Here is a 24,347-nt window from a genome sequence, read left to right as displayed (position 1 = left end):
CTATGCCAGGACGTCTTGCAGGGCAATGGGGTTCATCCCGTGCGCGTCCGCGACCGGGCCGTAGGTGACGTGGCCGTCGTGCGTGTTGAGCCCGAGCGCGAGCGCCGGGTCGCGGCGCAGGGCGTCGTGCCAGCCGCGGTTGGCCAGTTCCAGCGCGTAGGGCAGGGTCACGTTGGTCAGCGCGTACGTGCTGGTATGCGGCACGGCGCCGGGCATGTTCGCCACGCAGTAGAAGATCGAGTCGTGCACCCGGTAGGTCGGCTCGTCGTGCGTGGTCGGGTGCGAGTCCTCGAAGCAGCCGCCCTGGTCGATGGAGATGTCGACCAGCACGCTGCCCGGCTTCATGCGCTTGACCAGGTCGTTGCTGATCAGCTTCGGCGCCTTCGCACCCGGCACCAGCACGGCGCCGATGACCAGGTCGGCGTCGAGCACGGCCTTCTCGATCTCGTAACCGTTGGACGCGACCGTCTGCAGGTGCCCCTGGTAGATGGCGTCCGCGCCGCGCAGCCGGGAGATGTTCTTGTCCAGGAGCAGCACCTCGCCCTGCATGCCCAGCGCGATCGCGGCCGCGTTGAGCCCGGAGACGCCGGCGCCGATGACGACGACCTTCGCCGCGTACACGCCGGGAACGCCGCCCAGCAGCACGCCGCGCCCGCCGCCGGCGCGCATCAGGTGGTACGCGCCCACCTGCGGGGCCAGCCGGCCGGCGACCTCGGACATCGGGGCGAGCAGCGGCAGCGACCGGTCGGGCAGTTCCACGGTCTCGTAGGCGATGCCGGTGACCTTGCGGTCGACGAGCGCCTGGGTGCAGTCGCGTGACGCGGCCAGGTGCAGGTAGGTGAAGAGGACCTGCCCGGAGCGCATGCGGTCGTACTCCTCGGCGACGGGCTCCTTGACCTTCAGCACCAGGTCGCCCTCGGCCCAGGTGTCGTCGGCGGTCGGCAGGATGCCGGCGCCGGCCTCCCGGTACTCCTGGTCGGTGATCGACGAACCCTCGCCGGCACCGGTCTCGACGAAGACCTCGTGCCCGTTCTCGACGAGTTCGTGGACGCCGGCGGGTGTGATCGCCACGCGGTACTCGTGGTTCTTGACCTCGCGCGGAATTGCGACCTTCACGTTTGCGACCCCTCCTCCACTCAGCGCACCGTTACGCTGTGTGTACAAGCGGGAGTTTATGGCCCGTGAGCAGCGCGTGCGGGCTGCACAGTGTGAACTCCTACGCGGACGGATTGACACAGTGTCGCCCGAACGGCTGATCTATGCTGTGCGGCCATGACCGTCTATGGCGGGCCCCGGCCAGTACCACCCAAGCCGCCGGCGCCGAAGCCCGACAAGGTGCTGCTGGCCGCGTTCGGCTTCCTGGTGCTGGCGCTGATCGTCGGCATCGGCTTCGGCGTGCGGGCCTTCATGTCGGACTCGCCGCACGACACCAGCGCCGGCGAGCAGGCCGAGCCGCACAGCGACGCCGCGTCGCAGCCGGCCCCGTCGGCCGCGCCGTCCTCGGAGCCACCCCCGTCGTCGCCCGCTGCCCCGTCACCGACCCCGCCGAAGGCGCTGCTGGCCGCGCGGCCGACCCTGATGCGCCCCGACCACTCCGGCCTGTGCCTGCAGGCCAACCCGGGCAACGGCAGCAACGCCTCCCAGCAGCCCTGCGACGGCAACAACCGGACCATGCTGTGGGTACCTCAGGCGATGAACGGCAGCCGGGACACGTTCGAGTTCATCAACGCCGCCGACAACCGCTGCCTGGACGTCGACGGCGGGTCGAAGGACAACGGACCGCAGCTCGTCATCTGGGACTGCCACGGCGGGCCCAACCAGCTGTGGCGGCCGGTCCGCGACGGCGACGGATACCGCCTCGTGAGCCTCAACAGTGGCCGCTGCATCGGCATCGACGCCGGCAACCCGGCGCCCGGCGCCGTGGCCCGGCAGTGGGACTGCGACGGCTCGACCAACCAGCGCTGGCAGTTCCAGCAGCTGTAAGGCTAGCGCGCCGCGCCGCCGGCGTCAGGCCCTGAGCAGGACGGCGGCCGGAGCGGACCAGGCGGGCCACCGGCCAAGGGCCGCGGGGTGCCACCGCGGGCGCGTCGGGAACAATGCTCGGCATGAACACCTGCCCGTGTGGACTCGGCGAACCGTACGACGATTGCTGCGGCAAGTACCACCGCGGCGCCGAGCCGCCGAGCGCCGAGCTGCTCATGCGGGCGCGCTACACGGCGTACGTGGTGGGCGACCGGCAGTTCCTGCTGCGCACCTGGCACGAGACGACCCGGCCCCGGGCGCTCACCCTTGAGGAGGACCAGAACTGGCAGGGGCTGACGATCCTGGACCGCGAGGGCGGCGGCCTGTTCGACACCGAGGGGGTCGTGGAGTTTCGCGCCCGATACGTCGCCGAAGGCCGCCCGGGCAGGATGCACGACCGCAGCCGCTTCGTGAAGGTCGGCGGCGCCTGGCGCTACCTCGACGAGGTCTCCTAATCCGGCACCGCGCTGCTCAGCCGCACGATGGTGCCGGCCTCGCCGGTGCTCACCTCGACCTCGTCGACCAGGTGCCGGGCCAGCCACAGCCCGCGCCCGCTGATGGAGTAGCTGGGCGGCGGTGCCTGCCCGTTGAGCCGCTCGGCCGGTATGCCCGCGCCATGGTCGGTGACCTCGCACACCAGGACGCCGCCGGCCACCCACAGCCGCACCAGGCCCCCGCCGCCCGCGTGCCGCACGGCGTTGGTGACGATCTCGTTCACGGCGAGGACGAAGTCCTCCAGCCGCGACCCGCTCAGCCCGGCGGCCGAGGCGCCACGGCTCACGGCGTGGCGGATCGGGGTGATCTGGGCGACGCCGAACTGCTCGACCAGCAGCGCCGTCGTCTGAACGGCTTCAGCCACGGTGTCACCTTTCCGCTGCGTCTCGCCTCGGTGAGAGTACCTCCAGCGGGAGGCGAGCCGACGTCAAGTCACCCGTGAGGTGCAAATTGCATTCCGCGACCCGCATGCTAGGCGGATGGATGACGACCTGCGGGTGACGGACGACATCGCGTTGCCGCGTGCGGAGCTGACGTGGCGCTTCAGCCGCTCCGGCGGCCCCGGCGGCCAGTCCGTCAACACCACCGACTCGCGGGTCGAGCTGCGCTTCGACGTGGCCGCGACCGCCGCGCTGCCCGAGCCGCTGAAGGCCCGGGCTCTGCAGCGCCTGGCCGGCCGGCTGGTCGACGGTGTGCTGTCGATCGTGGCCTCGGAGCACCGCTCGCAGCTGCAGAACCGCCGGGCCGCCGAGGAGCGGCTGGCCGCGGCGATCGCGGCCGCGATCGCCGCGCCACCGAGACCGCGGAAACGGACGAAACCGTCGAAGGGGGCCGTGGAGCGCCGCTTGACGGACAAACGCCGCACCGCCCTGCGCAAGCAGGAACGCCGCCGCCCCAGCGATTAGCCGCGATTTCGGCGATCCGGGCATCATGGTGAGCATGAAGGTGATCCTGTTCGGGGCGACCGGCATGGTCGGTCAGGGCGCGCTACGCGAGTGCCTGCTGGCCGCCGACGTCGACGAGGTCCTGGTCGTGACCCGCGCGCCGACGGGCGTGACGCATCCGAAGTTGCGCGAGGTCCGTCACGGCGACTTCACCGACTTCGCGGGCGTGGACTTCGCGGGATACGACGCCTGCTTCTTCTGCCTCGGCGTGAGCTCGGTCGGCATGAGCGAGGCCGACTACCGCCGCATCACCTACGACTACACGCTCGCCGCCGCCCGGCGGATGGCCGAACAGCGCCCCGGCATGGTCTTCGTCTACGTCTCGGGGGCCGGCACCGACACCGACGGCCGCCAGATGTGGGCCCGCGTCAAGGCCCGGACCGAGGACGACGTCGCCGCGCTGGACCTGCGGGCGTACGCGTTCCGCCCCGGCTTCATCATGCCCGAGCACGGCGCCCGCTCGAAGGTCCGGCTCTACAACGTGATGTACACCGCGCTCAGCCCGCTGTCATCGCTGCTGGTCCGCTTCGCCCCGGGCATCGCGACGAGCACCTCGCAGCTGGGCCGGGCCATGCTGAAGGTCGCCCGCGACCGGCCCGACCGGCGCGTGTGGGCCTCCCGCGACATCGCTGCGGCCTAGCCGGGCTCGGCCCTAATGGCGGGCACCGACGGGGTGTGTGACGCGTGTGACCCAAGGTGTGTCTTCTGCACCGCCGTTTACCTGCTGTTAGGCTGGACTCCCGTGGATCGCTGACTCGGCAGCGTGACGAACCCCACGGGAGCAGGCTTTGTCCTCATCAGCACGGACCGGTGTCAGCCGGCAGGCTAAGCACATCTTCGTCACCGGGGGCGTTGCCTCCTCACTCGGCAAGGGCCTGACGGGCTCGAGTCTGGGCAGCCTGCTCAGCGCCCGCGGGCTGCGGGTCGTCATGCAGAAGCTCGACCCCTACCTCAACGTCGACCCTGGAACGATGAACCCGTTCCAGCACGGTGAGGTGTTCGTCACCGAAGACGGCGCCGAGACCGACCTCGACATCGGCCACTATGAGCGGTTCCTCGACCAGGACCTGTCGCGCAACGCCAACGTGACGACCGGCCAGATCTACTCGGCGGTGATCGCCAAGGAGCGGCGCGGGGAGTATCTCGGCGACACGGTCCAGGTGATCCCGCACGTCACCAACGAGATCAAGGCCCGGATCCGGGCGATGTCCGCCCCCGACGCCGACGGCGTGGCGCCCGACGTGGTCATCACCGAGGTCGGCGGCACGGTCGGCGACATCGAGTCGCTGCCGTTCCTGGAGGCGATCCGCCAGGTGCGCCACGACATCGGCCGGGACAACTGCTTCTTCCTGCACGTGTCGCTGGTGCCCTACCTGGCGCCCAGCGGCGAGCTCAAGACGAAGCCGACCCAGCACTCGGTGGCCGCGCTGCGCAGCATCGGCATCCAGCCCGACGCGCTGGTCTGCCGCTCGGACCGGGAGATCCCCGACAAGACCAAGAACAAGCTGGCGTTGTACTGCGACGTCGACGCCGAGGCCGTCGTGTCCGCGCCCGACGCCCCGTCCATCTACGACATCCCGCGGGTGCTGCACGAGGAGGGCCTGGACGCCTACGTGGTGCGCCGCCTGGGCCTGTCGTTCCGCGACGTCGCGTGGAAGAAGTGGGACGACCTGCTCGAGCGAGTGCACCACCCGCGGCAGAAGGTCACGGTCGCGATCGTCGGCAAGTACGTCGACCTGCCCGACGCCTACCTGTCGGTCACCGAGGCCGTGCGCGCCGCCGGCTTCGCGCACCGGGCCCGGGTCGAGATCCGCTGGGTGCCCAGCGACGCGTGTACGACCCCGGCCGGTGCCGCGCAGGCCCTCGCGGGCGTCGACGGTGTGGTGATCCCGGGCGGCTTCGGCGTGCGGGGCATCGAGGGCAAGATCGGCGCGGCGCAGTACACCCGCGAGCGCGGCATCCCGACCCTCGGCCTGTGCCTGGGCCTGCAGTGCATGACGATCGAGGTGCTGCGCCACGTCGGCGGCGTCGCCGGGGCCAACTCGGTCGAGTTCGACGCCCACGCCTCGGACCCGGTCATCGCCACGATGGCCGACCAGGAGGACATCGTCGCGGGCAAGGGCGACCTGGGTGGCACGATGCGGCTGGGCGCCTACCCGGCCGTGCTCGTGCCTGGCACGCTGACCGCCGACGCCTACGGCGAGACCGAGGTCTCCGAGCGACACCGCCACCGCTACGAGGTCAACAACGCCTACCGCGACGCGATGGCCCGTGCCGGCCTGCACGTCTCGGGCACGTCGCCGGACGGCCGGCTCGTCGAGTTCGTCGAGTTCGACCGCGAGCGGCACCCGTTCTTCGTGGCCACCCAGGCGCACCCCGAGCTCAAGAGCCGCCCGACCCGCGCCCACCCGCTCTTCGCCGCGTTCGTCGGCGCCGCCGTCGCCTACAACGCCGCCGACCGCCTGCCGGTCGAGCTGGAGACGGTGGACGCGTGACGGCCTATGACGTGCGCTCGCACACCGAACGGCTGCGCAACCGGGTCTTCTCCGTCGTCACCGACGCCATCGAGATGCCCGGCGGCGAGGTCGTCGACCGCGACTACATGGTGCACGTCGGCGCCGTCGGGGTCGTGGCGCTGGACGCGGACGGACGGGTGGCGCTCGTGCGGCAGTACCGTCCGGCGGTCCGCCAGGTCCTGTGGGAGCTGCCCGCCGGCCTCATCGACGTGCCGGGCGAGTCGCTGGTCGACGCCGCCGCCCGGGAGCTCGCCGAGGAGGCCGACCTGGTCGCCGCCCGCTGGGACCTGCTGGCCGAGGTCCACCCCAGCCCGGGCTGCTCCAACGAGCGCATCCGGCTGTTCCTGGCCCGGGACATCGCGCCGGTACCGCAGCAGGAGCGCCACGAGCGCACCCACGAGGAGGCCGACCTCGAGCTGCACTGGATCGATCTCGACCAGGCCGTGACGATGGCCCTGTCCGGCGAGATCACCAACGCGGCCTGTGTGATCGGTGTTCTCGGCGCCGCCCAGTCGCGGGCCCGAGACTGGGCGACGCTGCGCCCGGCCACCGACGCCACGTGAGTCCGCGCCCAGGGACCGCGATGCGGTGTCCCCGCACGCCACCCCTGGGCGTCGATCTTGCAGTTGTGGTGCCGACAAACACGGACACTTGCGGAGTGTCGCGGCACCACAACTGCAAGATCAGCGGCTAGCTCTCCAGAGCCGCCTCGGGCACGCGCGGGGCGGGCTGGCTGCGGTCGTCAGCGTGGTCGAGCACGCGCAGGCAGGACAGCACGACCAGGGGCAGCGCCGTGGCCAGGGCGGCGCCGAGCACGTTGAACGACACGCCCTCGACGAGGCCGGCCAGCAGGCACGCGACCACCAGTCCGGACAGCGCGCCGCGGACCGGCGGGAAGACGCCGAACAGCCGGCGCAGGCCGCCCCAGCCACGCAGCAGGACGAAGGTGGCGTACAGCAGGGATCCCAGCACCAGCACGGTCAGCGGGCTGGTGACGGTGGTGACCACGTCGGCCTCGCCGATGCGGCGGGCGATGAACCCGGCCGTGCCGTCCTGGGTGCGCCCCAGCAGCCGCCCGATGCTGCTGCGCTGCTCCTCCGGCCGGAACAGGTCGAGCACCGCGAAGCCCGCGGTGACGAACAGCGCGGCGGCGGCCGCCCACAGCAGGCGGGTGATGGTGAGCCAGCCGCCCACGGCCATCGCCGCGGCCACGCACACGCCGGCGGTGAGCGCGACCGCGCCGGAGGCGTCGGCGCCGAGGTACGGGCTGCCGATCACCACCATCCCGACCGCGCCGATGAGGGCCATGACGAACGGGCGCCAGCGCCGCTCGAAGCGCTGGGCCAAGGCCGCGCCGCCGAGCAGCGCGCCGGCGACGAGCAGGCCGAGGCCGATGACGCCCACGCCGGCGTAGCGGCCGCCGAGCACGGCGGAGTACCCGGCGACGCCGTTGAGCTGCAGCCGCGAGCCGGTGAGCACGTCGAAGGCGACCGCGAGGGCGGCGATCGCGGCGACGCCGCCGAGCGGGGCGATGGCCCGGCTGCGGGCGGTGACGAACGCGATCGCGAAGGTGGCGACGGCGAGCACGGCGAGGGTCACGCCGCCGAAGCCGAGGCCGGGCCGCGCCCAGCGCCACCACGGCAGCAGGTCGGCGACGAGCGCCGCCGGCACGGCGAGGGAGGCGGAGATGAGCAGCACCTCGGCGGCGCGCACGATCGGGCGCGGCACGGGCCGGTGGGTCAGCGGTCCGGCCGGGCGCCGGGCCCGCCGCAGCAACGGCACGACGGCGACGAACAGCAGGAGCTCGGCGAGGACGAGGGTGGTGAGGAAGTTCGTGCCGACCCGGCGCTGGACGCTGGCCTCACGGTCGGCGTCGGCGAGCCGGCTGATGGCCGCGGCGACGTCGGACGGGCGGCCGCTGTCGCTGGTGGAGGCGGCACCGCCGGAGAAGAGCTTGCCGGGCACCGGCCGGTCCAGCGCCGCGAGCGCGGTCGGGGCGAGGTCGACGACCTGCACATACCCGTGCCGCGAGGTCGACGGCGAGGTGAGCCAGCCGCCGGTGAACCCGGGGCCCTGCGCGATCGCCACGTGCAGCCGGCTGGTGGCGTCGAGGTCGGACAGGCCGGCGAGCACGACGACCGAGCGCTCGGGCCGGGCTGCGAGGATCGAGGCGAGCGCGGCGTCGGCGCGGCGGGCGCCCGCGGCGCGGGTCACCGGGTCGTCGCCGGCGATCTGGCCGAGGTCGATCAGCGTCAGCGCGCAGGCGGAGAGCAGGCCGTCGTTGAGGTTCGCGGAGTAGCGGTCGACGCGGCCGTACGGGCGGGCGGCGGCCAGCGCCGCGCCCGGCCCGATCGCGGTGGTGCACCGCACGCCCTCAGCGAGCGCGCCGGGCCGGGCGCCCCAGTGCAGGCCGCGGTTGCGCGCGACGATGTCGCTCTGGTCGGGCAGCGAGGCGCCCGAGTTGTCCACGTGGATCGGCACGCTCAGCTGGGGGCACGTCGGCGTCACCGCACCGGGTGTGTAGATCGCGAAGTTGCCCGACCCGAGGGTCAGCCAGCCATCGCCAGCGCAGGTGATGCGCCGCGCGGAGCGCACCGACAGCGCCCCGATCGCGCCGTCCTGGGCCATCTGCCACATGGCCGGGGTGTCGGTGGCGGTGATGTCGTCCCAGCGCATCCCGGCGACGCCGACGATCAGCACGTAGTCGGCGGTAGGCGCGGCGGGCGGCGCGGCCGGTTGCGGAACCAGCGCGACGAGCCCGAGGAGCCCGGCGAGCAGCGCCAGCAGGGCGGGGGTGAACCGATGCAGCCAGTGCCGCATCAGCCCTCCTCGCGGGCGCGCAGTTGTGCGTACACCGCCTCGGCCTGCTCGATGGTGTCCTCTTCGGTCGGCCAGCCGGCGGCCTGCGCGAGCCCGAGCCGGCCGAGCTCCGCGCGGGCCGCCGGGTCGTCGAGCAGGTCGAGCACCGCGTCGTGCACAGCGTCGACGTCGTGCGGCGCGACGAGCCGCGCGGCCGGGCCGACGAGTTCGGGGACGCCGCCGACGGCGGTGGACACCAGCGGTACACCCGCGGCCAGCGTCTCCTGGATGAACAGCGGCTGGCCCTCCCAGACGCTGGTCGCCACGACGAGGTCGGCCGCGGCGAGCAGGTCGGGCACGTCGTCGCGGTTGCCCAGCAGGTGCACCGGGGCCTGCTCGACGGAGATGCGCTGGGCGAGCGACATGTACGACGGCCCGCTGCCGGCGATCGCGACGAACGGCTCGGGCACGCGGTCGTGCCAGCGCGCGGCGGCGGACACGAGCGTCTCGAAGCCCTTCTGCGGGTGCAGGCGGCCCACGGCGAGCACCAGCGGCTGCTCCGGCTCCAGGCCGAGCTCCTCACGGACCTGGTCGCGGCCTCGGGCCACGGGCCGCGGCGCCGGCGCGGGCACCTTGGCCAGGCGCACGTCGCGGGCGCCGAGGTCGCGGGCGCGGGCCACGAGGTCGCCGGAGACGGCGAGGGTGACGTCGGCGGCGCGGGCGACACGCTGCTCGAGGGGGTGGTAGAGCTTGGCCCGCAGGCCGGTGGCGAGCACGAGGTTGTGCCAGGTGACGACGAGCGGGGTGCCGGCCGGGCGGGCGAGCGCGGCGACGAGCCCGGCGCGCAGGCTGTGCGCGTGGATCACGTCGGCGCCGCGCACCGAGCGGCGCAGGGCGCGCACCGCGAGCACGTCGCCCGGCTGCGGGCTGGCCGGGATCTCCACCGGCACGAACCGCGCGCCGCGCGCCGCGAAGCCGAACTGCTCCTCGGTCGCCGCCGGCCCGTGCACGCTGACCTCGTGGCCGCGGGCGACCAGACCCTGGGCGAGCATGCCGACGTGCCGACCGATGCCGCCCGTGCTCGACGCCAGGACCAACGCGATGCGGGCGCTCACCTACCCGTCCCTTCGTCGTCTTCGGATCAGCCTGCCTCCGATCAATCGCCGCAGGGTCCGCCGGTCCGCGACCGCCGCTCCGGCGAGGAACACCGCCACCACCACGACTCCGCACAGCATGCCCTGCGTGAGGGCCCAGCCCACACCCGGGGTTGGCAGATGTGCCCGCACGAGCAGCCCGGCGCCGACGGCCGCCGCGGCGGACACGACCGAGATGGATGTGGTGCGCCAGGCGCCGGCCAGCGCCTCGGACCCGGCCCGGCGCCGCACCGCGACCAGCAGTGCCGCCCCCAGCACCAGCATGCCCGCCGAGTTCGCCGCGGCGACGGCGGCCACCCGATCGGCGACGGGCAGCGCTACGGCCAGGGCCACCGCGGCGACCGCGGCGGCCGCCCAGCCGATCGCGGTGGCGATCGCGGCCGGGTAGGCGTTGCCGCCGGCGTACAGGGCCCGGGACAGCAGCGCGAACAGGCCGTAGCCGAGCAGGCCGGGGGCGAACCAGGCGATCCCGGCGGCGAGCGGCCCGATCGCCGGCGGGTGCGAGGAGGCGGCGGCCAGCAGCACCGCGATCGGCCGGGCGAGCACGATCAGCCCGGCCGCGCCGAGGCAGCTCAGCAGCACGACCGCGCGCACCGCGGGCGCGAGCACGGCGGCGAACCCGGCCCGGTCGCCGGCGTGGCCGTGCTCGGCCAGCGCCGGATAGGCCGTGGTGGCCACCGGCACCGCGAGCACCGCCCAGGGCAGCAGGAACATCGTCTGGGCGAGGCCGTAGACGACGATGACGCCCTCGTCGGGGCCGTAGCTGACCAGCCGGGTGGCGAGCCCGAGCACCAGCTGCTGGGTGCCGACGGTGACGATCCCGGCGATCGCGAGGGGCTTGAGCTTGGCGATCGCGCCGACGTCGAGGCTGGTCGTGGGCCGCACGTGCAGCCGGAGGCGGCTCACGGGCACGATCAGGCACAGCGAGAGGACCGCGACCGCGAGCGTCGTGCCGCCGGAGAGCACCAGCAGGTGACCGTCGGAGATGCCGCCGAGCGCGGCCCCGCGCCCGGCCAGCACGCCGAACGCGATGTAGACGCCCATCACCGTGAGGCTCGACAGCAGCGGCGCGATGACCGGCCAGGCGAAGCGGCGGTACGTCTGCAGCGCCCCCGCCAGCACGATCCCCACCCCGTACAGCGGCAGTTGCGGCGCGAACACCCGCAGCATGGCTGCTCCGGCGTCGATGACCTGCGGATTCTGCCCGCTCGCGAGCAGCTCGACGAGCGGGTGGGCGAGCATTGCGACCAGCACGGCGATCGGCGTGAGCAGCAGGACGATCCAGGTGAGCAGCGCGCCCACGGTCCGCCCGACGGTCTCGCGGTCCTTGCCGGCCAGCAGCGGCACAACGAGGCTGGCCAGGGCCCCACCGGCGACGAGCTCGAAGATGATGTTGGGAACGGTGTTCGCCGTCTGGTAGGCGTTGCCGAGGCCGGTGGAGCCGACCGTCGCGCTGAACACCATGATGCGGGCAAATCCGGCGATCCGGCTCAGAATGGTGAGCCCCGCGACGAGTGCCGCCGCGCCGAAGATCCGGCTTCCCGTCACCCGCGCGGATACGGGGTGGGCTCGTCGGACGTCTTCGATTGATCCGAGTCGTGCTGACGCCGTCCCCACTGGTCGACCGCGTTGAGCACCGGGTTGCCCTCGATGACCCGGGTGAAACTCACCTTCTCGCTCGCCGCGGTCAGCGCGACGATCCCGGCCAGGGCCGCGAGCCGCCCGAACGTGCCGGTCCGGGCCGTGTAGGCGGTGCCGAGCAGCGCGCCGAGCGCGTTGGCCCCGGCGTCGCCGAGCATGATCTGCTCGTCGAGGTCGGCCGGCAGCAGCGCGCCGGCCGCGCCGAGCGGGCCGGACGCCCCCAGCGGCGTGCCGGCCGCGAGCCCGGCCTTCAGGGCCCGGCCGGGACGCAGGTCGAGCAGGTTGAACAGGTTCGCCGCGCCGGCGATGACCCCGGCGCCGAGCAGCACGTCGATCCCGCGCTTGCGGGGCAGCAGCGCGGCCGCGGCGAGCCCGGCGGCGCCGACCCCCGCGATCTTCACCAGGCCGCTGGTCACCCGGCCCTGCCGCAGCGCGCCGAGGTGCCCGCGGAAGCCCTTGGCCGCGTGCTCGGGCCGCGTGCCGACGAGGTCGTCGTAGAGCCCGACGGCCCCGGCGCCGAGGCCCGCGATCGCGGTCGCGGCGGCGTGCTCGGGCCGGTGCACGATCGCGCCGGCGGTGGCGCCGAGGGCGAGGGCCGGGCCGCCGGCGAGCGAGACGGTGCGCCCGCGGAAGTTGGTGCGCTCTAGCGCGGGGTTGTCCCGCAGGGCGCGCAGCGCGGCGCGGGCGACGGCGCCGCCGACCGGGCCGGCGAGCGCGCCGCCGATGAACCTCAGGACGCGGCTACGAGCCACTGGTCACGCTCGCTCCCTTGGGCAGCAGGCTGCTGGCGCCGTCGCCGATGCCGTAGTGGCCGGTCTTGCCGCCGAGCCGCTCGACGAGGGCCATGACCGCGGCGAGCTGCCCGGACGCGGTGACGGCGTTGTCGACGGTGGAGATGGAGTGGGCGATGGAGGCGTCGCCGCGTACCGACGACACCAGGCCGTTGGCCGACAGCCCGGCCACGACGACGCGCCCGGCCAGGTCGAACCGGCTGGCCAGGGTGAGGGCGGCGGCGTTGCGGTCCTTGGCGTCCTTGCCGGCGGCGGGCGCCCCGGCGACGATCACGACCGCCTCCGCAGGCGCCTTGAAGTCGCCGTCGAGCCCGATGAACCCGGCCGACTCGTATTGGCTGAGCACGGTGCGCGCGCCCTCGATCTGCGGTGTGCCGGTCTTGCCGACGAGCACGGCGGCGAGCAGCGCGGCCGAGGTGTCCACGCCGTTGGCCTGGCTGGGCAGGGCGCCGCTGACGCTCGGCGGGGCGGAGGTCTCGGCGAGCCGGAGCAACGTCTCGTTGCTGGCCACGGCCGTGAACTTCTCCTTGACGGTGACGGTGCCGACGACCTTGGCGCCCGCGGTGGCGAGCATGGCGGCCACGCCGTTGGTGGCGGTGTTCACGTCGCTGCTGTCGCTGCCGTTGAGCCTGATGAGCAGCACGTTCCTGTTCGGCAGCTTGTTACTCAGCAGCATCGGCGCGGCCTCGGTGGCGAAGTCGGCGTTCTTCTTCAGCTCCGCCCGGGACTGCTCGAGGTCGTCGCGCAGCAGCTGCTTCTCCTCGGTGATCTTGTTGACCTGCTCGTTGAGGTTCTCGGCGAGCGGCCCGTTCGCCGCCGCGGTCCCGACGACGAGGCCGATGGCCAGCGCCAGGAACACGGCGGCCAGCGACACCACGTGGTATCGGAAGTTGATCACAGGAAATGCGGCCCGTCTACGAGAACAGCGTGAAGATCAGGTTGTCCCACCACTCGGCGATGACGCTGAGATAGGCCCGGCCGATCGTGGTGACCGCGAGCGCGGCGGCCATCGCGGCGATCGCCGAGACGAGCAGCAGGATCAGCGAGGAACCGGAGAGGCTCTGCCGGTACAGCCTGCTGACGCCCTTGGCGTCGACGAGCTTGCCGCCGAGCTTGAGCCTGGTCAGGAACGTGGACGCCATGCCGCCGCGACCCTTGTCGAGAAACTCGATGAGCGTGTTGTGGGTGCCGACCGCCACCAGGAGGGACGCGCCCTTCTCGTCGGCCAGCAGCATCGCGATGTCCTCGCTGGTCGCCGCGGCCGGGAAGGTGATCGCCTCGACGCCGAGCCGCTGCACCCGGGCCAGGCCCGGCGCGCGCCCGTCGGGGTAGGCGTGCACGACGATCTCGGCGCCGCAGCGCAGCACGTCGTCGCTGACCGAGTCCATGTCACCGATGATCATGTCCGGGGTGAACCCCGCCTCGACCAGCGCGTCGGCCCCGCCGTCGACGCCGATGAGGACCGGCTTGTACTCCCGGATGTAGGGCCGCAGCACGTCGATGTCGGCCTTGTAGTCATACCCGCGCACCACGATCAGGCAGTGCCGCCCGGCGATCTGGGTCTGCACCTCGGGCACGCCGACACCGTCGAGCAGCAGGCCGCGCTCCTGCTTGAGATACTCCATCGTGTTGGCGGCGAACGCCTCCATCTGCACCGACAGGCCCTCCCGGGCGTCGGCCATCGCCTGGGCGACCGAGTCGGCGTCCTGCCGCACGCCCTTGGCGACGGCCTCGTCGCCGATATACACGGTGTCACCCTCGATGCGCACCGAGTTGCCCTCGCGCAGCCGCTCGAACAGCTCCTCGCCCAGGTCGTCGACGAGCGGGACGCCGGCCTTGATCAATCCCTCGGGCCCGAGGTTCGGATACCGCCCGGACACCGACGGCTTGGCGTTGAGCACCGCCGCCACGCCCGACGCGGCCAGCGAGTCGGCCGCCACCCGGTCGAGGTCCATGTGGTCGATGACCGCGACGTCCCCCGGCCGCAGCCGCCCCACCAGGCGCTTCGTCCGCCGATCGAGCCGCACGACGCCAGCGATGACACCCGGCTCGGCGGGCCGGGTGCGGCGCAAGGTTGGAAGTCGCATCAGCACCATCCTGGCATGGACCGTTGCCGAAAGCCGCGTGCGACATGTCCACGACCAGGTGGAACGCCCTATTTCACGTTTCGGCGTGATGCCGGTCACCCTCGACACCCCACGCTGAATGTCGCCTACCCGACACTACGGAGGCGTATTTACGACGTCCGGCGGTGCCTCACGTCAGCGCAGGGGTCCATCATGAGGAGTCGCCAGATGGAAACATTATCGTCGATCCGCCTGACCCGCGTGCCCAACCTCGCCGGACAGACCCCGGCCGAGGCGACCGCCGCACTACGCGCCGCCGGACTCGAGCTCGGAGTGATCCGCGAGATCGGCCCGACCGGCCACATGATCGTGCTCGAGCAGTCCACCCTGGCCATGACCGTCGCCCCCGTCGGCACGAAAGTCAACCTGCTGGTCGGCCGGCGCTGAGAAACGCCGCACCAGCTCCGCCGCGACCAGCAGCGCGCCGGCCCCCGCATAGGCGACCAGCAGCGCCTTCCAGGGGCTACCCCCGAAGGAGAGCCCGCACGTGTACCCGATGAGCCCGGCCATCGACGCCCAGACGCTCACCCCGAGCGCCGTCCAGGCCTGAAAGCGCACCGCCGGGTAGCCGACAACCCCGGCGGCCAGCGCGGACGCGGACCGACCGCCGGGCAGGTACCGCGCGAACACCAGCACCTGTCCCCCGCGGCTGTGCAGCGTCCGCCGCGCCCACTCGTACGCGGCCAGCCCGCGCGACTTCCCCCGCAGGCGGCGCAGCACCCCGGCCCCGGCCCGCACCCCGATCCGATACGACACCACGTCGCCGGCGAACGCCCCCGACGCGGCGGCCAGGATGACGAGCGCGATGTGCGGCTCCCCGGTGGCCCCGGCCAGCACGGAGACCGCGATCAACGTGGACTCACTCGGCGAGAGCGGCACGATCGCATCGAGCCCGGCCACAAGGAATACCACGAGCAGCACCCACGGCGACCCCGCAACCGCATCCACCACAGTCGAAACGTACGACGAACACGCAAACGCTCAGTGACAACGAGGCCACCCGCAACGAAGCAGCCGGCGGCCGCCTGGAGGGGACTAAGCCTTCTCCCGATCCGCCACCGACAACAGCTCCTCCGCGTGCGCGATCCCGAGGTCAGAGTCCGGCAGGCCGGCCAGCATCCGGGCCAGCTCCCGGGCCCGCTCCGTGTGCTCCACCACCCGCACGCCGCTCGTCGTCACGGCGCCGCCGGTGTCCTTGGCCACCACCAGGTGCCGGTCCGCGAACGCCGCCACCTGCGGCAGGTGCGTCACCACGAGCACCTGGTGGTCCCGCGCGAGCCGGGCCAGCCGCTTGCCGATCTCCACCGCCGCGGTCCCGCCGACCCCGGAGTCGACCTCGTCGAACACGAGCGTCGGCGGCCCGCCGACCCCGGCGAACACGACCTCGATCGCGAGCATGACCCGCGACAGCTCGCCGCCCGAGGCGCCCTTCTGCAGCGGCTGTGCCGGCGCCCCCGGGTGCGGCAGCAGCCGGATCTCGATGTCGTCGGCCCCGTCAGGCCCGACACCGCTGTCCGCGCCGGACGGCGTCGGGATGCTCGGCCCGCTCCCGGCCGGCTTCGGCACGACGACGACCTCGATCCGCGCGTGCGGCATCGCCAGCCCCGCGAGCTCGACGGTCACGTCGGCGGCGAACCGCCCGGCGGCCTCGTGCCGGGCCGCGGACAGGGTGACCGCGAGCTCGGCGACCTCGCCGTGCAGCCGCCTGCGCTCCCGGTCGATCTCCTCCAGCAGCTCGTCGGACGTGTCGAGCTCGGCGAGGCGGGTGCGGGCGTGCTCCGCCCAGGCGACGACGCCGTCGACGTCCTCGGCGTATTTGCGGGTGAGCGCCCGCAGCGCGGCCCGCCGCTCATACACCTCCTGCAGCCGGCCCGGGTCGGCGTCGAGCGAGGCGAGATAGGTGCCCAGCTCGGTGGACACGTCGCCGGCGAGCGTGGCGACCTCGTCGAGGCGCGCGGCGAGCTCGCCGAGGACCCGGTCGACGCCGGACTGCGCCTCAAGGGTGCGCCGGGCGGTCGCGATCAGGCTGAGCACGTCGGCCACGTCGTCGCCCTCGCCGGTGCCGGCCAGTGCCACGTGTGCCAGCTGCGCGGCCGAGCGCAGGCCCTCGACGTGCTCGAGGCGCTGGGCCTCCTCGCGCAGCAGCTCGTCCTCGCCGGGCTGCGGGTCGACACGGCTGATCTCGTCGAGGCCGAGCCGCAGCAGGTCGGCCTCCTGGGTGCGCTGGCGGGCGTTGGCGCGCCGGTCGGCGAGGTCGTCCTCGACGCCCCGCCAGCGCGCGTAAAGCTCGGCGAACTGGCCGAGGAGCTTCTCGTGCTCGGGCCCGGCATAGCGGTCGAGCGCGGCGCGCTGCTCGGCCGGGCGCAGCAGGCGCAGCTGGTCGGACTGGCCGTGCAGTGCGAACACCCGCTCGCCGACCTCCGACAGCAGCGAGACCGGGACCGTGCGCCCGCCGACGTGGCCGCGGGAGCGGCCCTCGGCGGTCAGCGTGCGGCTCATCAGCAGCGTGCCGTCGTCGTCGACCTCGGCGCCCGCGTCCGCGATGCGGCTCTCCACGGCGGCCCGCACGTGCCTGGGCAGCGTCAACCGGCCGTCGACGGTGGCGCGCCCCGGGTCGGCGCGCACCCTGCCCGCGTCGGCGCGCCCGCCGAACAGCAGATTGAGGCTCGTCACGACCATGGTCTTGCCCGCGCCGGTCTCGCCCGTGATGACGGTCAGGCCCGGGCCCAAGGGCAGGGTGGCGTCTTCGATCACGCCCAGTCCGGTAATGCGGAGTTCCTCCAGCACGTGAGGAACACTAGCTGCGGGGTGTGCCAGTTCTCCACTCAGCCATGCCGTTTGTTGTGCCGCCACCCCTCGACCGGGAGACCGAATTTCGCCACGAGACGATCGGTGAACGGGCGCTCACGCAGGCGGACGACGCGGACCGGAAGTGATCCCCGGCGTACCGTCACCGTGGACCCCGGGGCGAGGTCCATGACCCGCCGGCCGTCGCACGACAGCAGCGCGAAGCTGGTGAGCGGCTCGACGTTGATCGTGATGGTCGACGTCGGCGCGATCACCAGGGGCCGGCTGAACAGCGCGTGCGCCGAGATCGGCACCAGCAGCAGGGCCTCCAGCTCCGGCCACACGACCGGCCCACCGGCCGAGAAGGCGTAGGCCGTCGATCCCGTCGGCGTGGCGCACACCACGCCGTCGCACCCGTACCGCGACAGCGGCCGCCCGTCGACCTCGACGAGCAGCTCCAGCATCTTCTCCCGGGCGCCCTTCTCCACGGTGGCCTCGTTGAGCGCCCACGAGCTGCCGACCAGCCGCCCGTCGTGCTCGGCGGTGACGTCGACCGTGAGCCGTTCGTCGACCGTGTACGTGCCCTCGACGACCTCGCGGACCGCCTTGTCGACGTCGCCGATCTCGGCCTCGGCGAGGAAGCCGACCTTGCCGAGGTTGATGCCCAGCAGCGGGGCCTTCGCCGGCCGGGCCAGCTCGGCGGCGCGCAGCAGCGTGCCGTCGCCGCCGAGGGCGAACACGATCTCGACCCCCTGCGCGGCCGCCTCACCGCGGACCGGCACCGCCCGCGGGATGTCCAGCTGCGCGGCCTCGTCGGCGAGGACCCGCACCGTGAAACCGTTGTCGAGCAGGTCCGCCGCGACCGTGCGAGCATGGTCGTTGTTGCTGGCCTTGCCCGTGTGCGTGACGAGCAGCGCCTCACGAACGCTCACGCCACAACCCCCTCCACCACGTCGTCCACCGCGGCCGGATCCACCGCAGGGGCGTCGCGCCGCAGCCACAGGAAGAATTCCACGTTCCCTTGCGGCCCCGGCAGCGGGCTGCGCGCCACGCCGGCCACGCCCAGGCCGAGCTCCGCGGCCGCCGCGGCGACGTCGAGCACCGCCGCGGCGCGCAGCTGCGGCGAGCGCACCACCCCGCGGTCGCCGAGCGCCTCGCGCCCCACCTCGAACTGCGGCTTCACCATCGGCACGAGGTCGCCGCCGGGGGTCGTGCAGGCCGCCAGCGCGGGCAGCACCAGCCGCAGCGAGATGAACGACAGATCCGCCACGGTCAGCTCGCACGCGCCGCCGATCTGCTCGGGCGTCAGCATGCGCACATTCGTGCGCTCGATGACCTGCACCCGCGGGTCCGTCCGCAGTGACCAGGCGATCTGCCCATACCCCACGTCGACCGCCGCGACCGAAGCCGCGCCCCGGCGCAGCAGCACGTCGGTGAACCCGCCCGTCGAGGCACCCGCGTCGAGGCAGCGGCGCCCCGCGACCGGCAGCGCGCCGAACGCGTCCAGCGCCCCCGCCAGCTTGTGCCCGCCCCGCGACACGTACTCGTCCACCGCCGACTCCAGCACCCGAACCGGGTCCGCCGGGTCGATCTGTGCCGCGGCCTTGCCCGCGGTGCTTCCCCGCACCTCCACGCGGCCCGCGGCGATCAGCGCCGCCGCCTGCTCGCGGGAGCGGGCCAACCCGCGGCGCACGAGTTCGGCGTCGAGTCGATTCCGGCGCGCCATCTGCCAGCAGCTCCCTGAATGCTCAGCGTTCCTCGATCGTGCTCAGCGTCTCCTGCAGCGTGCGGTGCGCGTCGGTGTACACCCCGACCTGTTGCCGCAGCGGAAGCGACGCTACCTCGCCCAGCGCCGCAACCGCCGCCTCGACCCGCCCGAGCACCGCCGCACCGGGCGGGCCCGGCGCGGCGGCGGGCCCGGGCACCGGCCCCGGACGTGGCCCCCCACCAGGCACGGGACCGGGAACCGGGGTCGTCATGACGCGGTCTTACGGGGCGTCCGCGTGGCCTTCTTCACGGGCAGCTTGTCCGAGGCCGGCCCGGCCTCAGAGGCCGCCGCGACGGTCTTGGTGGCGGCCTTCGCCGGGGCCTTCCTCGCCGGCGCCCGCCGTGCCGCGGTCGCCTTGGCCGGAGCCGCCGCCTTGACCGGAGCGGCCGCCTCGGCCGGTGCCGCCGGAGCCACCGCCTTCTTCGCGACCTTCCTCGCGGGCGCGGTCTTCACCGCCGCCTCCTGCGGGGCCTCCTGCGGGGCCTCCTCGATCGCCTCAGCACCCACCGGCGGCGCGGGCTCGTGCGGCGGCGCGACCGCCTTCACGGTCGCCTCCTTCAGCTGCGCCTCGAGCTCGTGCACGCGGGAGGTGAGCGCCGCGACCTCGTCCGCGGTCGCCAGGCCGACCGCACCGAGCGCCCGATCCAGCTCGTACCGCACCAGCTTCGTCAGCGCCTCACGGTTCGCCGAGCCGGCCTGGAGCAGGTCCTCGGCCATCGTCTGCAGCTGCTCGGCCGTCGCGCCGCTCTTGCCCACCAGGCGCCGGACCGTCTTGGTCGCCTTCTTCGTGGTGGCCTCGGTCATGCCGTAGGCGAGTTCCAGATACGCTCGCCATGCTTCCTGCGCCATGTTGCGTCTCTCCTCCAAGTGGTGTACGCCCTCACGCTACCGGGCAGGCCTCGGCGCCGTACGGTACCGTCACATTCCACATAGCCGCAGAAAGACGGAGATTCAAACGATGGCAACGGTTGACGAGTGTCGTGCCGCACTGCAGAAGCTGGCAGAGCGACTTTCGGCCAACGCCACCGAGGCACGGGAGAAGCTCGACTTCGACCGTTCCCTCGCCTGCCGCGTCACCGACCTCGAAGTGGCGTTCCACGGCCGGCTCAAGAACGGCCAGATCACCGACCTTCAGGACGGCGACGACCCACGAGCCAAGATCAAGCTGACCTCGTCGAGCGACGACCTTGTCGCCCTGGTCAACGGCGGGCTCCACGTCATGTCGGCCTGGACGAGCGGTCGCATCAAGATCGAAGCCGGCATGCTGGACATGCTGAAGCTCCGCAAGCTCTTGTAAACCGGTGCGGTGCGGCGACGATGTCGCCGCACCGCGCATGGCTCTCAGGCCAGCTTCAACCACTTCAGCGCGGCCTGCGCGGCCTCGCCCTCCGCGACGATCGGCCGCACCTCGCCCGCGGCCCACGCGACCTGGCAAAGGGCCGTCAGGGCGTCGACCGGGCGTCCGTCGCCCGCGAGCTCCCACTGTCCGTCACGGTCCGTGACCTGCCATTGCCCCTGCCGCGGTACGGCCTGAGCCGCCTCGAAAAGCCCGCCCAGGTCCTCCGCCACGAACGTCGGCCGACGCTCGACCGGCGCCGCGAGCAGCTCGGCGGCGTCGGACACCCCGGTCAGCACGAGCAGGCTGTCCATCCCGGCCCGGTACGCGCCCTCGATGTCCGTGTCGAGCCGGTCCCCCACGACGATCGGCCGCTGCGCGCCCCGCTCCCGCGCCGCCTCCAGGAACAGCGCCGGGTCCGGCTTGCCGACGATCGTGTCCGGCTGCCGTCCCAGCGCCGTGGCGAGCGCCACGACCAGCGACCCGTTGCCCGGCAGCGGCCCACGCGGCGACGGCAACGTCTTGTCGGCGTTGGTCGCGATCCAGGCCGCGCCGCCGCGGATCGCCACGGCGGCGTCGCCGAGCTCACGCATGCGCACCTCCGGCCCGTACCCCTGCACGACGACCCGCGCCTGCTCCGCCTCGGTCACCGGCGTCAGCCCCGCCGCGACGACCTCCTCGCGCAGCGCCGGCGCCCCGAGCACGAACACCGGCGTCCCGGCCGGGAACCGCTCCGCCATCAGCAGCGCGGTCGCGTGCGCCGACGTGACGACCTCGCGCGGCTCTGCGGGGATGCCGATCCGCGTGAGCAGCGCGGCCACGTCGCCGGGCAGCCGCGAGGCGTTGTTCGTGGCGTACGCGCTGGGGATCCCCCGCTCGCGCAGCCTCGCGCACGCCTCTACAGCCCCCGGGATGACCTGATCGACGAGGTACAACACCCCGTCAAGATCGAAGATCACCAGGTCGTAGTGGCCGACCAGATCGCCGCCGTCCTCCTCCGGCCCGGCCGCGCTCACGCCCTATCCGTCCTGTCGCGGCCGCCGGCCGGCTTCGCATTGTCCCGTGTGGTCACCGGCTCAGTATCGCCGTGGTCCCCGTCCCGGTCGTCGTCGCCCACGGCCACATCCGGATCGGTTCCCCGGCCCGTCCCGTCCTCGCCGTCCTCACGGTCGGCGTCGTGGACGTCGGCGTCCCCGTCTACGTCGTCGTCCTCATCGTCGTCGAGGTCGTCCTCGTCCTCGTCGTCGTAGTCATCTTCGTCGTCGTAGTCGTCTTGCTCTTCGTCGTCTTCGTCGTCGTAGTCGTCGCGGTCATCGTCCTCGTCGTCTACGTCGTCGTCCTCATCGTCGTCTTCGTCGTCGCGGTCGTCATCGTCGTCTTCGTCGTCGCGGTCGTCATCGTCCTCGTCGTCCGCCGCCTGGGCGGCCGGCTCGTCGCCGTCCTGCTCGTCGGACTCGTCCGTGTCCCCGTCGAGCGTGATCCCGTCGAGCTCCAGCAGCCGCTCCGCCGCGTCGGTGCGTAGGTCCTCGTCCAGGTCCGAGGCCCGGGCGAACCACTCCCGCGCCTCTTCCCGCCGCCCGGCACGCAGCAGCGCATCGGCGTACGCGTACCGCAGCCGCGCGGCCCAGGGTGCCTCCGGCGCCGACGTGAGCTCCCGCACCTGCAGCATCGCGACGGCCGCGTCGTGCTGCCCCATGTCCCCGCGGGCACCCGCGGCGACGATGAGCAACTCCACGATCTCCTCGGCCGACAGCCGCTCACGGTCCGCGGTCCGGAACAGGTCGATCGCCTTCTCCGGCCGACCGAGCCCCCGCTCGCAGTCCGCGATGACCGCGATGTGCGTCTGCCGCCCGCTCATCCGGTGGTACGTCCGCAGCTCTCCAAGCGCCGTCTGCCACTCCCCGGCGTGGTACGCCGTGAGACCCGCCGCCTCGCGCACCACCGCGATCCGGGACGCCTTCCGACGCGCCACGAGCGCATGCGCAAGCGCGAGCTCGGGGTCGTCGTCGATCAGCTGCCCCGCCGCGACGATCCGACGAGCGACCTCCTCGGCCACGGGCCGCGCGAGCGAGCTCAGCTCCGCCCGGACCTCCCGGTCGAGTTCCGATGCCTCGATGTCGTCCGCGAGCACGGGATCGGCAACCCGGCTAACCGTCTCCTCGCCCGTTTCCTCGCTGCTGACGAACCCGGGGTCACTCGTCCGCGGCCGGTACCCGCCGGCGTCGGTGCGCCGCAGCCCCTCGCCGCGCTGGAACCCGCCGTCGCGCCCGCCGGAATCCCGGTCCCGGAACCCACCAGGGCGCTTGTCCCCGTCACGGTCCCGAGACCCGGGCCGATTCCCGCCGTCGCGGTCCCGGAAGCCGGACGGACGCTCGCCGCGCGGCCCGCCGTCGCGGTCGCGGAAGCCGGACGGACGCTCACCACGGGACCCGCCGTCACGGTCCCGGAAACCGGACGGACGCTCGCCACGGCTGCCGCCGTCACGGTCACGGAAACCCGACGACGGACGCTCACCACGGGACCCGCCATCGCGGTCCCGGAACCCACCGCCGGCCCGCTCACCACGGGGCCCGCCGTCACGGTCCCGATACGGCCGCTCGTCACGGTCCCGGAACCCGGACGGACGGTCCCCACGCGGCCCGCCATCACGCTCCCGGAAGCCGGACGGACGCTCACCACGGCTGCCACCGTCACGGTCACGGAACCCTCCGGACGGACGGTCCCCACGCGGCCCACCGTCACGGTCACGGAACCCGGACGGACGCTCACCGCGGCTGCCACCGTCACGGTCACGGAACCCACCGCCGGGCCGCTCACCGCGGGACCCACCGTCGCGGTCACGGAAGCCGGACGGACGCTCGCCACGGGACCCGCCATCACGGTCACGGAAGCCGGACGGACGCTCGCCACGGCTGCCGCCGTCACGGTCACGGAACCCTCCGGACGGACGGTCCCCACGCGGCCCGCCGTCGCGGTCACGGAAGCCGGACGGACGCTCGCCACGGGACCCGCCGTCGCGGTCACGGAAGCCGGACGGACGCTCGCCACGGCTGCCGCCGTCACGGTCACGGAACCCACCGGACGGACGGTCCCCACGCGGCCCGCCGTCGCGGTCACGGAAGCCGGACGGACGGTCCCCACGGCTGCCGCCGTCACGGTCACGGAACCCACCGGACGGACGGTCCCCACGCGGCCCGCCATCACGGTCACGGAACCCACCGGACGGACGGTCCCCACGCGGCCCGCCGTCGCGGTCACGGAACCCACCGGACGGACGGTCGCCACGGGACCCGCCATCACGGTCACGGAAACCGGACGGACGCTCGCCACGGCTGCCGCCGTCACGGTCACGGAACCCACCGGACGGACGGTCCCCACGCGGCCCGCCGTCGCGGTCACGGAAGCCGGACGGACGGTCCCCACGCGGCCCACCGTCGCGGTCACGGAAGCCGGACGGACGGTCCCCACGCGGCCCACCGTCGCGGTCACGGAAGCCGCCACTGCGCTCACGGAAGCCACTGTCACGGTCCTGCGGTCCACCCGAGAAACCACCCCGGTAGCCGCCTGCCCCGCCGCGCTCAGGCCGATCGCCCCGCGAATCACCCCGCGGAGCGCCACCGTCGCGGAATCCGCCCCTGGGGCGATCGTCGCGACCGCGATCATCGCGGCCACGGGCGTCGCGACCGCGAGCCGGCCCGGTGTCCCTGTGCGGCCGCCGCGGGCCGCCGTTGCCGTTGCCGTCCTGGCCCTTGCCGTCGTGTGGCGTTGCGTTCACGACTTCATCCTTCCCGACCGGGGTGCGCCACCTGCGCTCGACCCGGTGAAACGAGTCGAGGGCCGCCCAGATGGGCGGCCCTCGATCGAAAATTTGTCCGGCGGCGTCCTACTCTCCCACACTCTCTCGGGTGCAGTACCATCGGCGCTGGAGGGCTTAGCTTCCGGGTTCGGAATGGGACCGGGCGTTTCCC

Annotated in this window: 23 protein-coding genes, 1 rRNA gene and 1 pseudogene; 8 read left to right on the top strand and 17 right to left on the bottom strand. The window is 73.3% G+C overall.

Features of this window, described 5'->3' with window-relative positions; all coding sequences use genetic code 11:
* A complete protein-coding gene (gene ald, locus AB0367_RS35450) occupies positions 1-1,116 on the bottom strand; it encodes an alanine dehydrogenase (RefSeq protein ID WP_366230887.1) in 1,116 nt (371 codons plus the stop codon).
* Between the two features lie 156 nt (positions 1,117-1,272).
* Here ald and AB0367_RS35445 point away from each other — a divergent pair, with 156 nt between their 5' ends.
* Both AB0367_RS35445 and AB0367_RS35440 read left to right on the top strand, forming a co-directional pair.
* Positions 1,273-1,983 (top strand): RICIN domain-containing protein, encoded by a 711-nt coding sequence (locus AB0367_RS35445; protein WP_366230886.1) that lies wholly within the window; start codon positions 1,273-1,275, stop codon positions 1,981-1,983.
* A 122-nt stretch (positions 1,984-2,105) separates the two neighbouring features.
* Positions 2,106-2,477, top strand: coding sequence for a YchJ family metal-binding protein (locus tag AB0367_RS35440; RefSeq protein ID WP_366230885.1), 372 nt, complete (start codon positions 2,106-2,108; stop codon positions 2,475-2,477).
* Here AB0367_RS35440 and AB0367_RS35435 read toward each other — a convergent pair.
* Positions 2,474-2,881, bottom strand: a complete 408-nt coding sequence (locus tag AB0367_RS35435; protein WP_366230884.1) for an ATP-binding protein — start codon at positions 2,879-2,881, stop codon at positions 2,474-2,476. The genes AB0367_RS35440 and AB0367_RS35435 overlap by 4 nt on opposite strands.
* A 115-nt stretch (positions 2,882-2,996) precedes the next feature.
* Between AB0367_RS35435 and arfB the strand changes: the two genes are divergently transcribed.
* From arfB to AB0367_RS35415, 4 genes are all read left to right on the top strand, one after another.
* Entirely contained in the window at positions 2,997-3,422 is a 426-nt protein-coding gene (gene arfB / locus AB0367_RS35430; RefSeq protein ID WP_366230883.1) for an alternative ribosome rescue aminoacyl-tRNA hydrolase ArfB, read from the top strand.
* Between the two features lie 34 nt (positions 3,423-3,456).
* A complete protein-coding gene (locus AB0367_RS35425) occupies positions 3,457-4,101 on the top strand; it encodes an epimerase (RefSeq protein WP_366230882.1) in 645 nt (214 codons plus the stop codon).
* Between the two features lie 148 nt (positions 4,102-4,249).
* Positions 4,250-5,956 (top strand): CTP synthase, encoded by a 1,707-nt coding sequence (locus tag AB0367_RS35420; protein ID WP_366230881.1) that lies wholly within the window; start codon positions 4,250-4,252, stop codon positions 5,954-5,956.
* A complete protein-coding gene (locus AB0367_RS35415; protein ID WP_366230880.1) occupies positions 5,953-6,540 on the top strand; it encodes an NUDIX hydrolase in 588 nt (195 codons plus the stop codon). Before AB0367_RS35420 ends, AB0367_RS35415 begins: the two co-directional genes overlap by 4 nt.
* Before the next feature lie 127 nt (positions 6,541-6,667).
* On the opposite strand, the gene AB0367_RS35410 is transcribed toward AB0367_RS35415, so the two are convergent.
* From AB0367_RS35410 to steA, 6 genes are read right to left on the bottom strand one after another with little or no spacing between them, the layout of a single operon-like run.
* Entirely contained in the window at positions 6,668-8,797 is a 2,130-nt protein-coding gene (locus tag AB0367_RS35410) for a hypothetical protein (protein ID WP_366230879.1), read from the bottom strand.
* Positions 8,797-9,891, bottom strand: a complete 1,095-nt coding sequence (locus AB0367_RS35405) for a glycosyltransferase family 4 protein (RefSeq protein WP_366230878.1) — start codon at positions 9,889-9,891, stop codon at positions 8,797-8,799. Before AB0367_RS35405 ends, AB0367_RS35410 begins: the two co-directional genes overlap by 1 nt.
* Positions 9,892-11,478: a lipid II flippase MurJ gene (locus AB0367_RS35400; RefSeq protein WP_366230877.1), complete on the bottom strand. Its 1,587-nt coding sequence runs from the start codon at positions 11,476-11,478 to the stop codon at positions 9,892-9,894.
* Complete coding sequence (locus AB0367_RS35395) at positions 11,475-12,296, bottom strand: hypothetical protein (protein WP_366230910.1); 822 nt, start codon at positions 12,294-12,296, stop codon at positions 11,475-11,477. Before AB0367_RS35395 ends, AB0367_RS35400 begins: the two co-directional genes overlap by 4 nt.
* Before the next feature lie 16 nt (positions 12,297-12,312).
* Positions 12,313-13,260, bottom strand: a complete 948-nt coding sequence (locus tag AB0367_RS35390) for a copper transporter (protein ID WP_366230876.1) — start codon at positions 13,258-13,260, stop codon at positions 12,313-12,315.
* A 16-nt stretch (positions 13,261-13,276) separates the two neighbouring features.
* The gene (gene steA, locus AB0367_RS35385; protein ID WP_366230875.1) at positions 13,277-14,449 is read right to left on the bottom strand and encodes a putative cytokinetic ring protein SteA; all 1,173 of its coding nucleotides are present in this window, start codon (positions 14,447-14,449) and stop codon (positions 13,277-13,279) included.
* A 15-nt stretch (positions 14,450-14,464) separates the two neighbouring features.
* On the opposite strand from steA, the pseudogene AB0367_RS35380 reads away from it, so the two are divergent.
* Positions 14,465-14,806, top strand: a pseudogene (locus AB0367_RS35380) (PASTA domain-containing protein); the annotation flags it as partial.
* Here the strand turns inward: AB0367_RS35380 and AB0367_RS35375 are convergent.
* The 6 genes from AB0367_RS35375 to AB0367_RS35350 form a co-directional block, all read right to left on the bottom strand.
* The gene (locus tag AB0367_RS35375; RefSeq protein ID WP_366230909.1) at positions 14,735-15,367 is read right to left on the bottom strand and encodes a DedA family protein; all 633 of its coding nucleotides are present in this window, start codon (positions 15,365-15,367) and stop codon (positions 14,735-14,737) included. The pseudogene AB0367_RS35380 and the gene AB0367_RS35375 sit on opposite strands and share 72 nt — an antisense overlap.
* Positions 15,368-15,523: 156 nt before the next feature.
* Positions 15,524-17,275, bottom strand: a complete 1,752-nt coding sequence (gene recN / locus AB0367_RS35370; RefSeq protein WP_366230873.1) for a DNA repair protein RecN — start codon at positions 17,273-17,275, stop codon at positions 15,524-15,526.
* Between the two features lie 38 nt (positions 17,276-17,313).
* Positions 17,314-18,207: an NAD kinase gene (locus AB0367_RS35365; RefSeq protein ID WP_366230872.1), complete on the bottom strand. Its 894-nt coding sequence runs from the start codon at positions 18,205-18,207 to the stop codon at positions 17,314-17,316.
* Complete coding sequence (locus AB0367_RS35360) at positions 18,204-19,001, bottom strand: TlyA family RNA methyltransferase (RefSeq protein ID WP_366230871.1); 798 nt, start codon at positions 18,999-19,001, stop codon at positions 18,204-18,206. Before AB0367_RS35360 ends, AB0367_RS35365 begins: the two co-directional genes overlap by 4 nt.
* Positions 19,002-19,023: 22 nt before the next feature.
* Positions 19,024-19,254, bottom strand: coding sequence for a hypothetical protein (locus AB0367_RS35355; protein ID WP_366230870.1), 231 nt, complete (start codon positions 19,252-19,254; stop codon positions 19,024-19,026).
* Positions 19,251-19,892: a hypothetical protein gene (locus tag AB0367_RS35350; protein ID WP_366230869.1), complete on the bottom strand. Its 642-nt coding sequence runs from the start codon at positions 19,890-19,892 to the stop codon at positions 19,251-19,253. Before AB0367_RS35350 ends, AB0367_RS35355 begins: the two co-directional genes overlap by 4 nt.
* Positions 19,893-20,001: 109 nt before the next feature.
* Here AB0367_RS35350 and AB0367_RS35345 point away from each other — a divergent pair, with 109 nt between their 5' ends.
* Positions 20,002-20,340, top strand: a complete 339-nt coding sequence (locus tag AB0367_RS35345; RefSeq protein WP_366230867.1) for an SCP2 sterol-binding domain-containing protein — start codon at positions 20,002-20,004, stop codon at positions 20,338-20,340.
* Between the two features lie 44 nt (positions 20,341-20,384).
* Here the strand turns inward: AB0367_RS35345 and AB0367_RS35340 are convergent, their stop codons facing one another.
* From AB0367_RS35340 to rrf, 3 genes are all read right to left on the bottom strand, one after another.
* The gene (locus AB0367_RS35340) at positions 20,385-21,395 is read right to left on the bottom strand and encodes an HAD-IIA family hydrolase (RefSeq protein ID WP_366230865.1); all 1,011 of its coding nucleotides are present in this window, start codon (positions 21,393-21,395) and stop codon (positions 20,385-20,387) included.
* Positions 21,392-22,456, bottom strand: a complete 1,065-nt coding sequence (locus AB0367_RS35335; RefSeq protein WP_366230908.1) for a tetratricopeptide repeat protein — start codon at positions 22,454-22,456, stop codon at positions 21,392-21,394. The genes AB0367_RS35340 and AB0367_RS35335 overlap by 4 nt, the downstream gene beginning before the upstream one ends.
* Before the next feature lie 1,793 nt (positions 22,457-24,249).
* Positions 24,250-24,347 (bottom strand): 5S ribosomal RNA (rrf, locus tag AB0367_RS35330); the annotation flags it as partial.

Origin of the sequence: Dactylosporangium sp. NPDC051484 (assembly GCF_040689395.1) — a bacterium.
Lineage (GTDB): Bacteria > Actinomycetota > Actinomycetes > Mycobacteriales > Micromonosporaceae > Dactylosporangium.
This window is presented reverse-complemented; position numbering and strand designations above follow the sequence as displayed.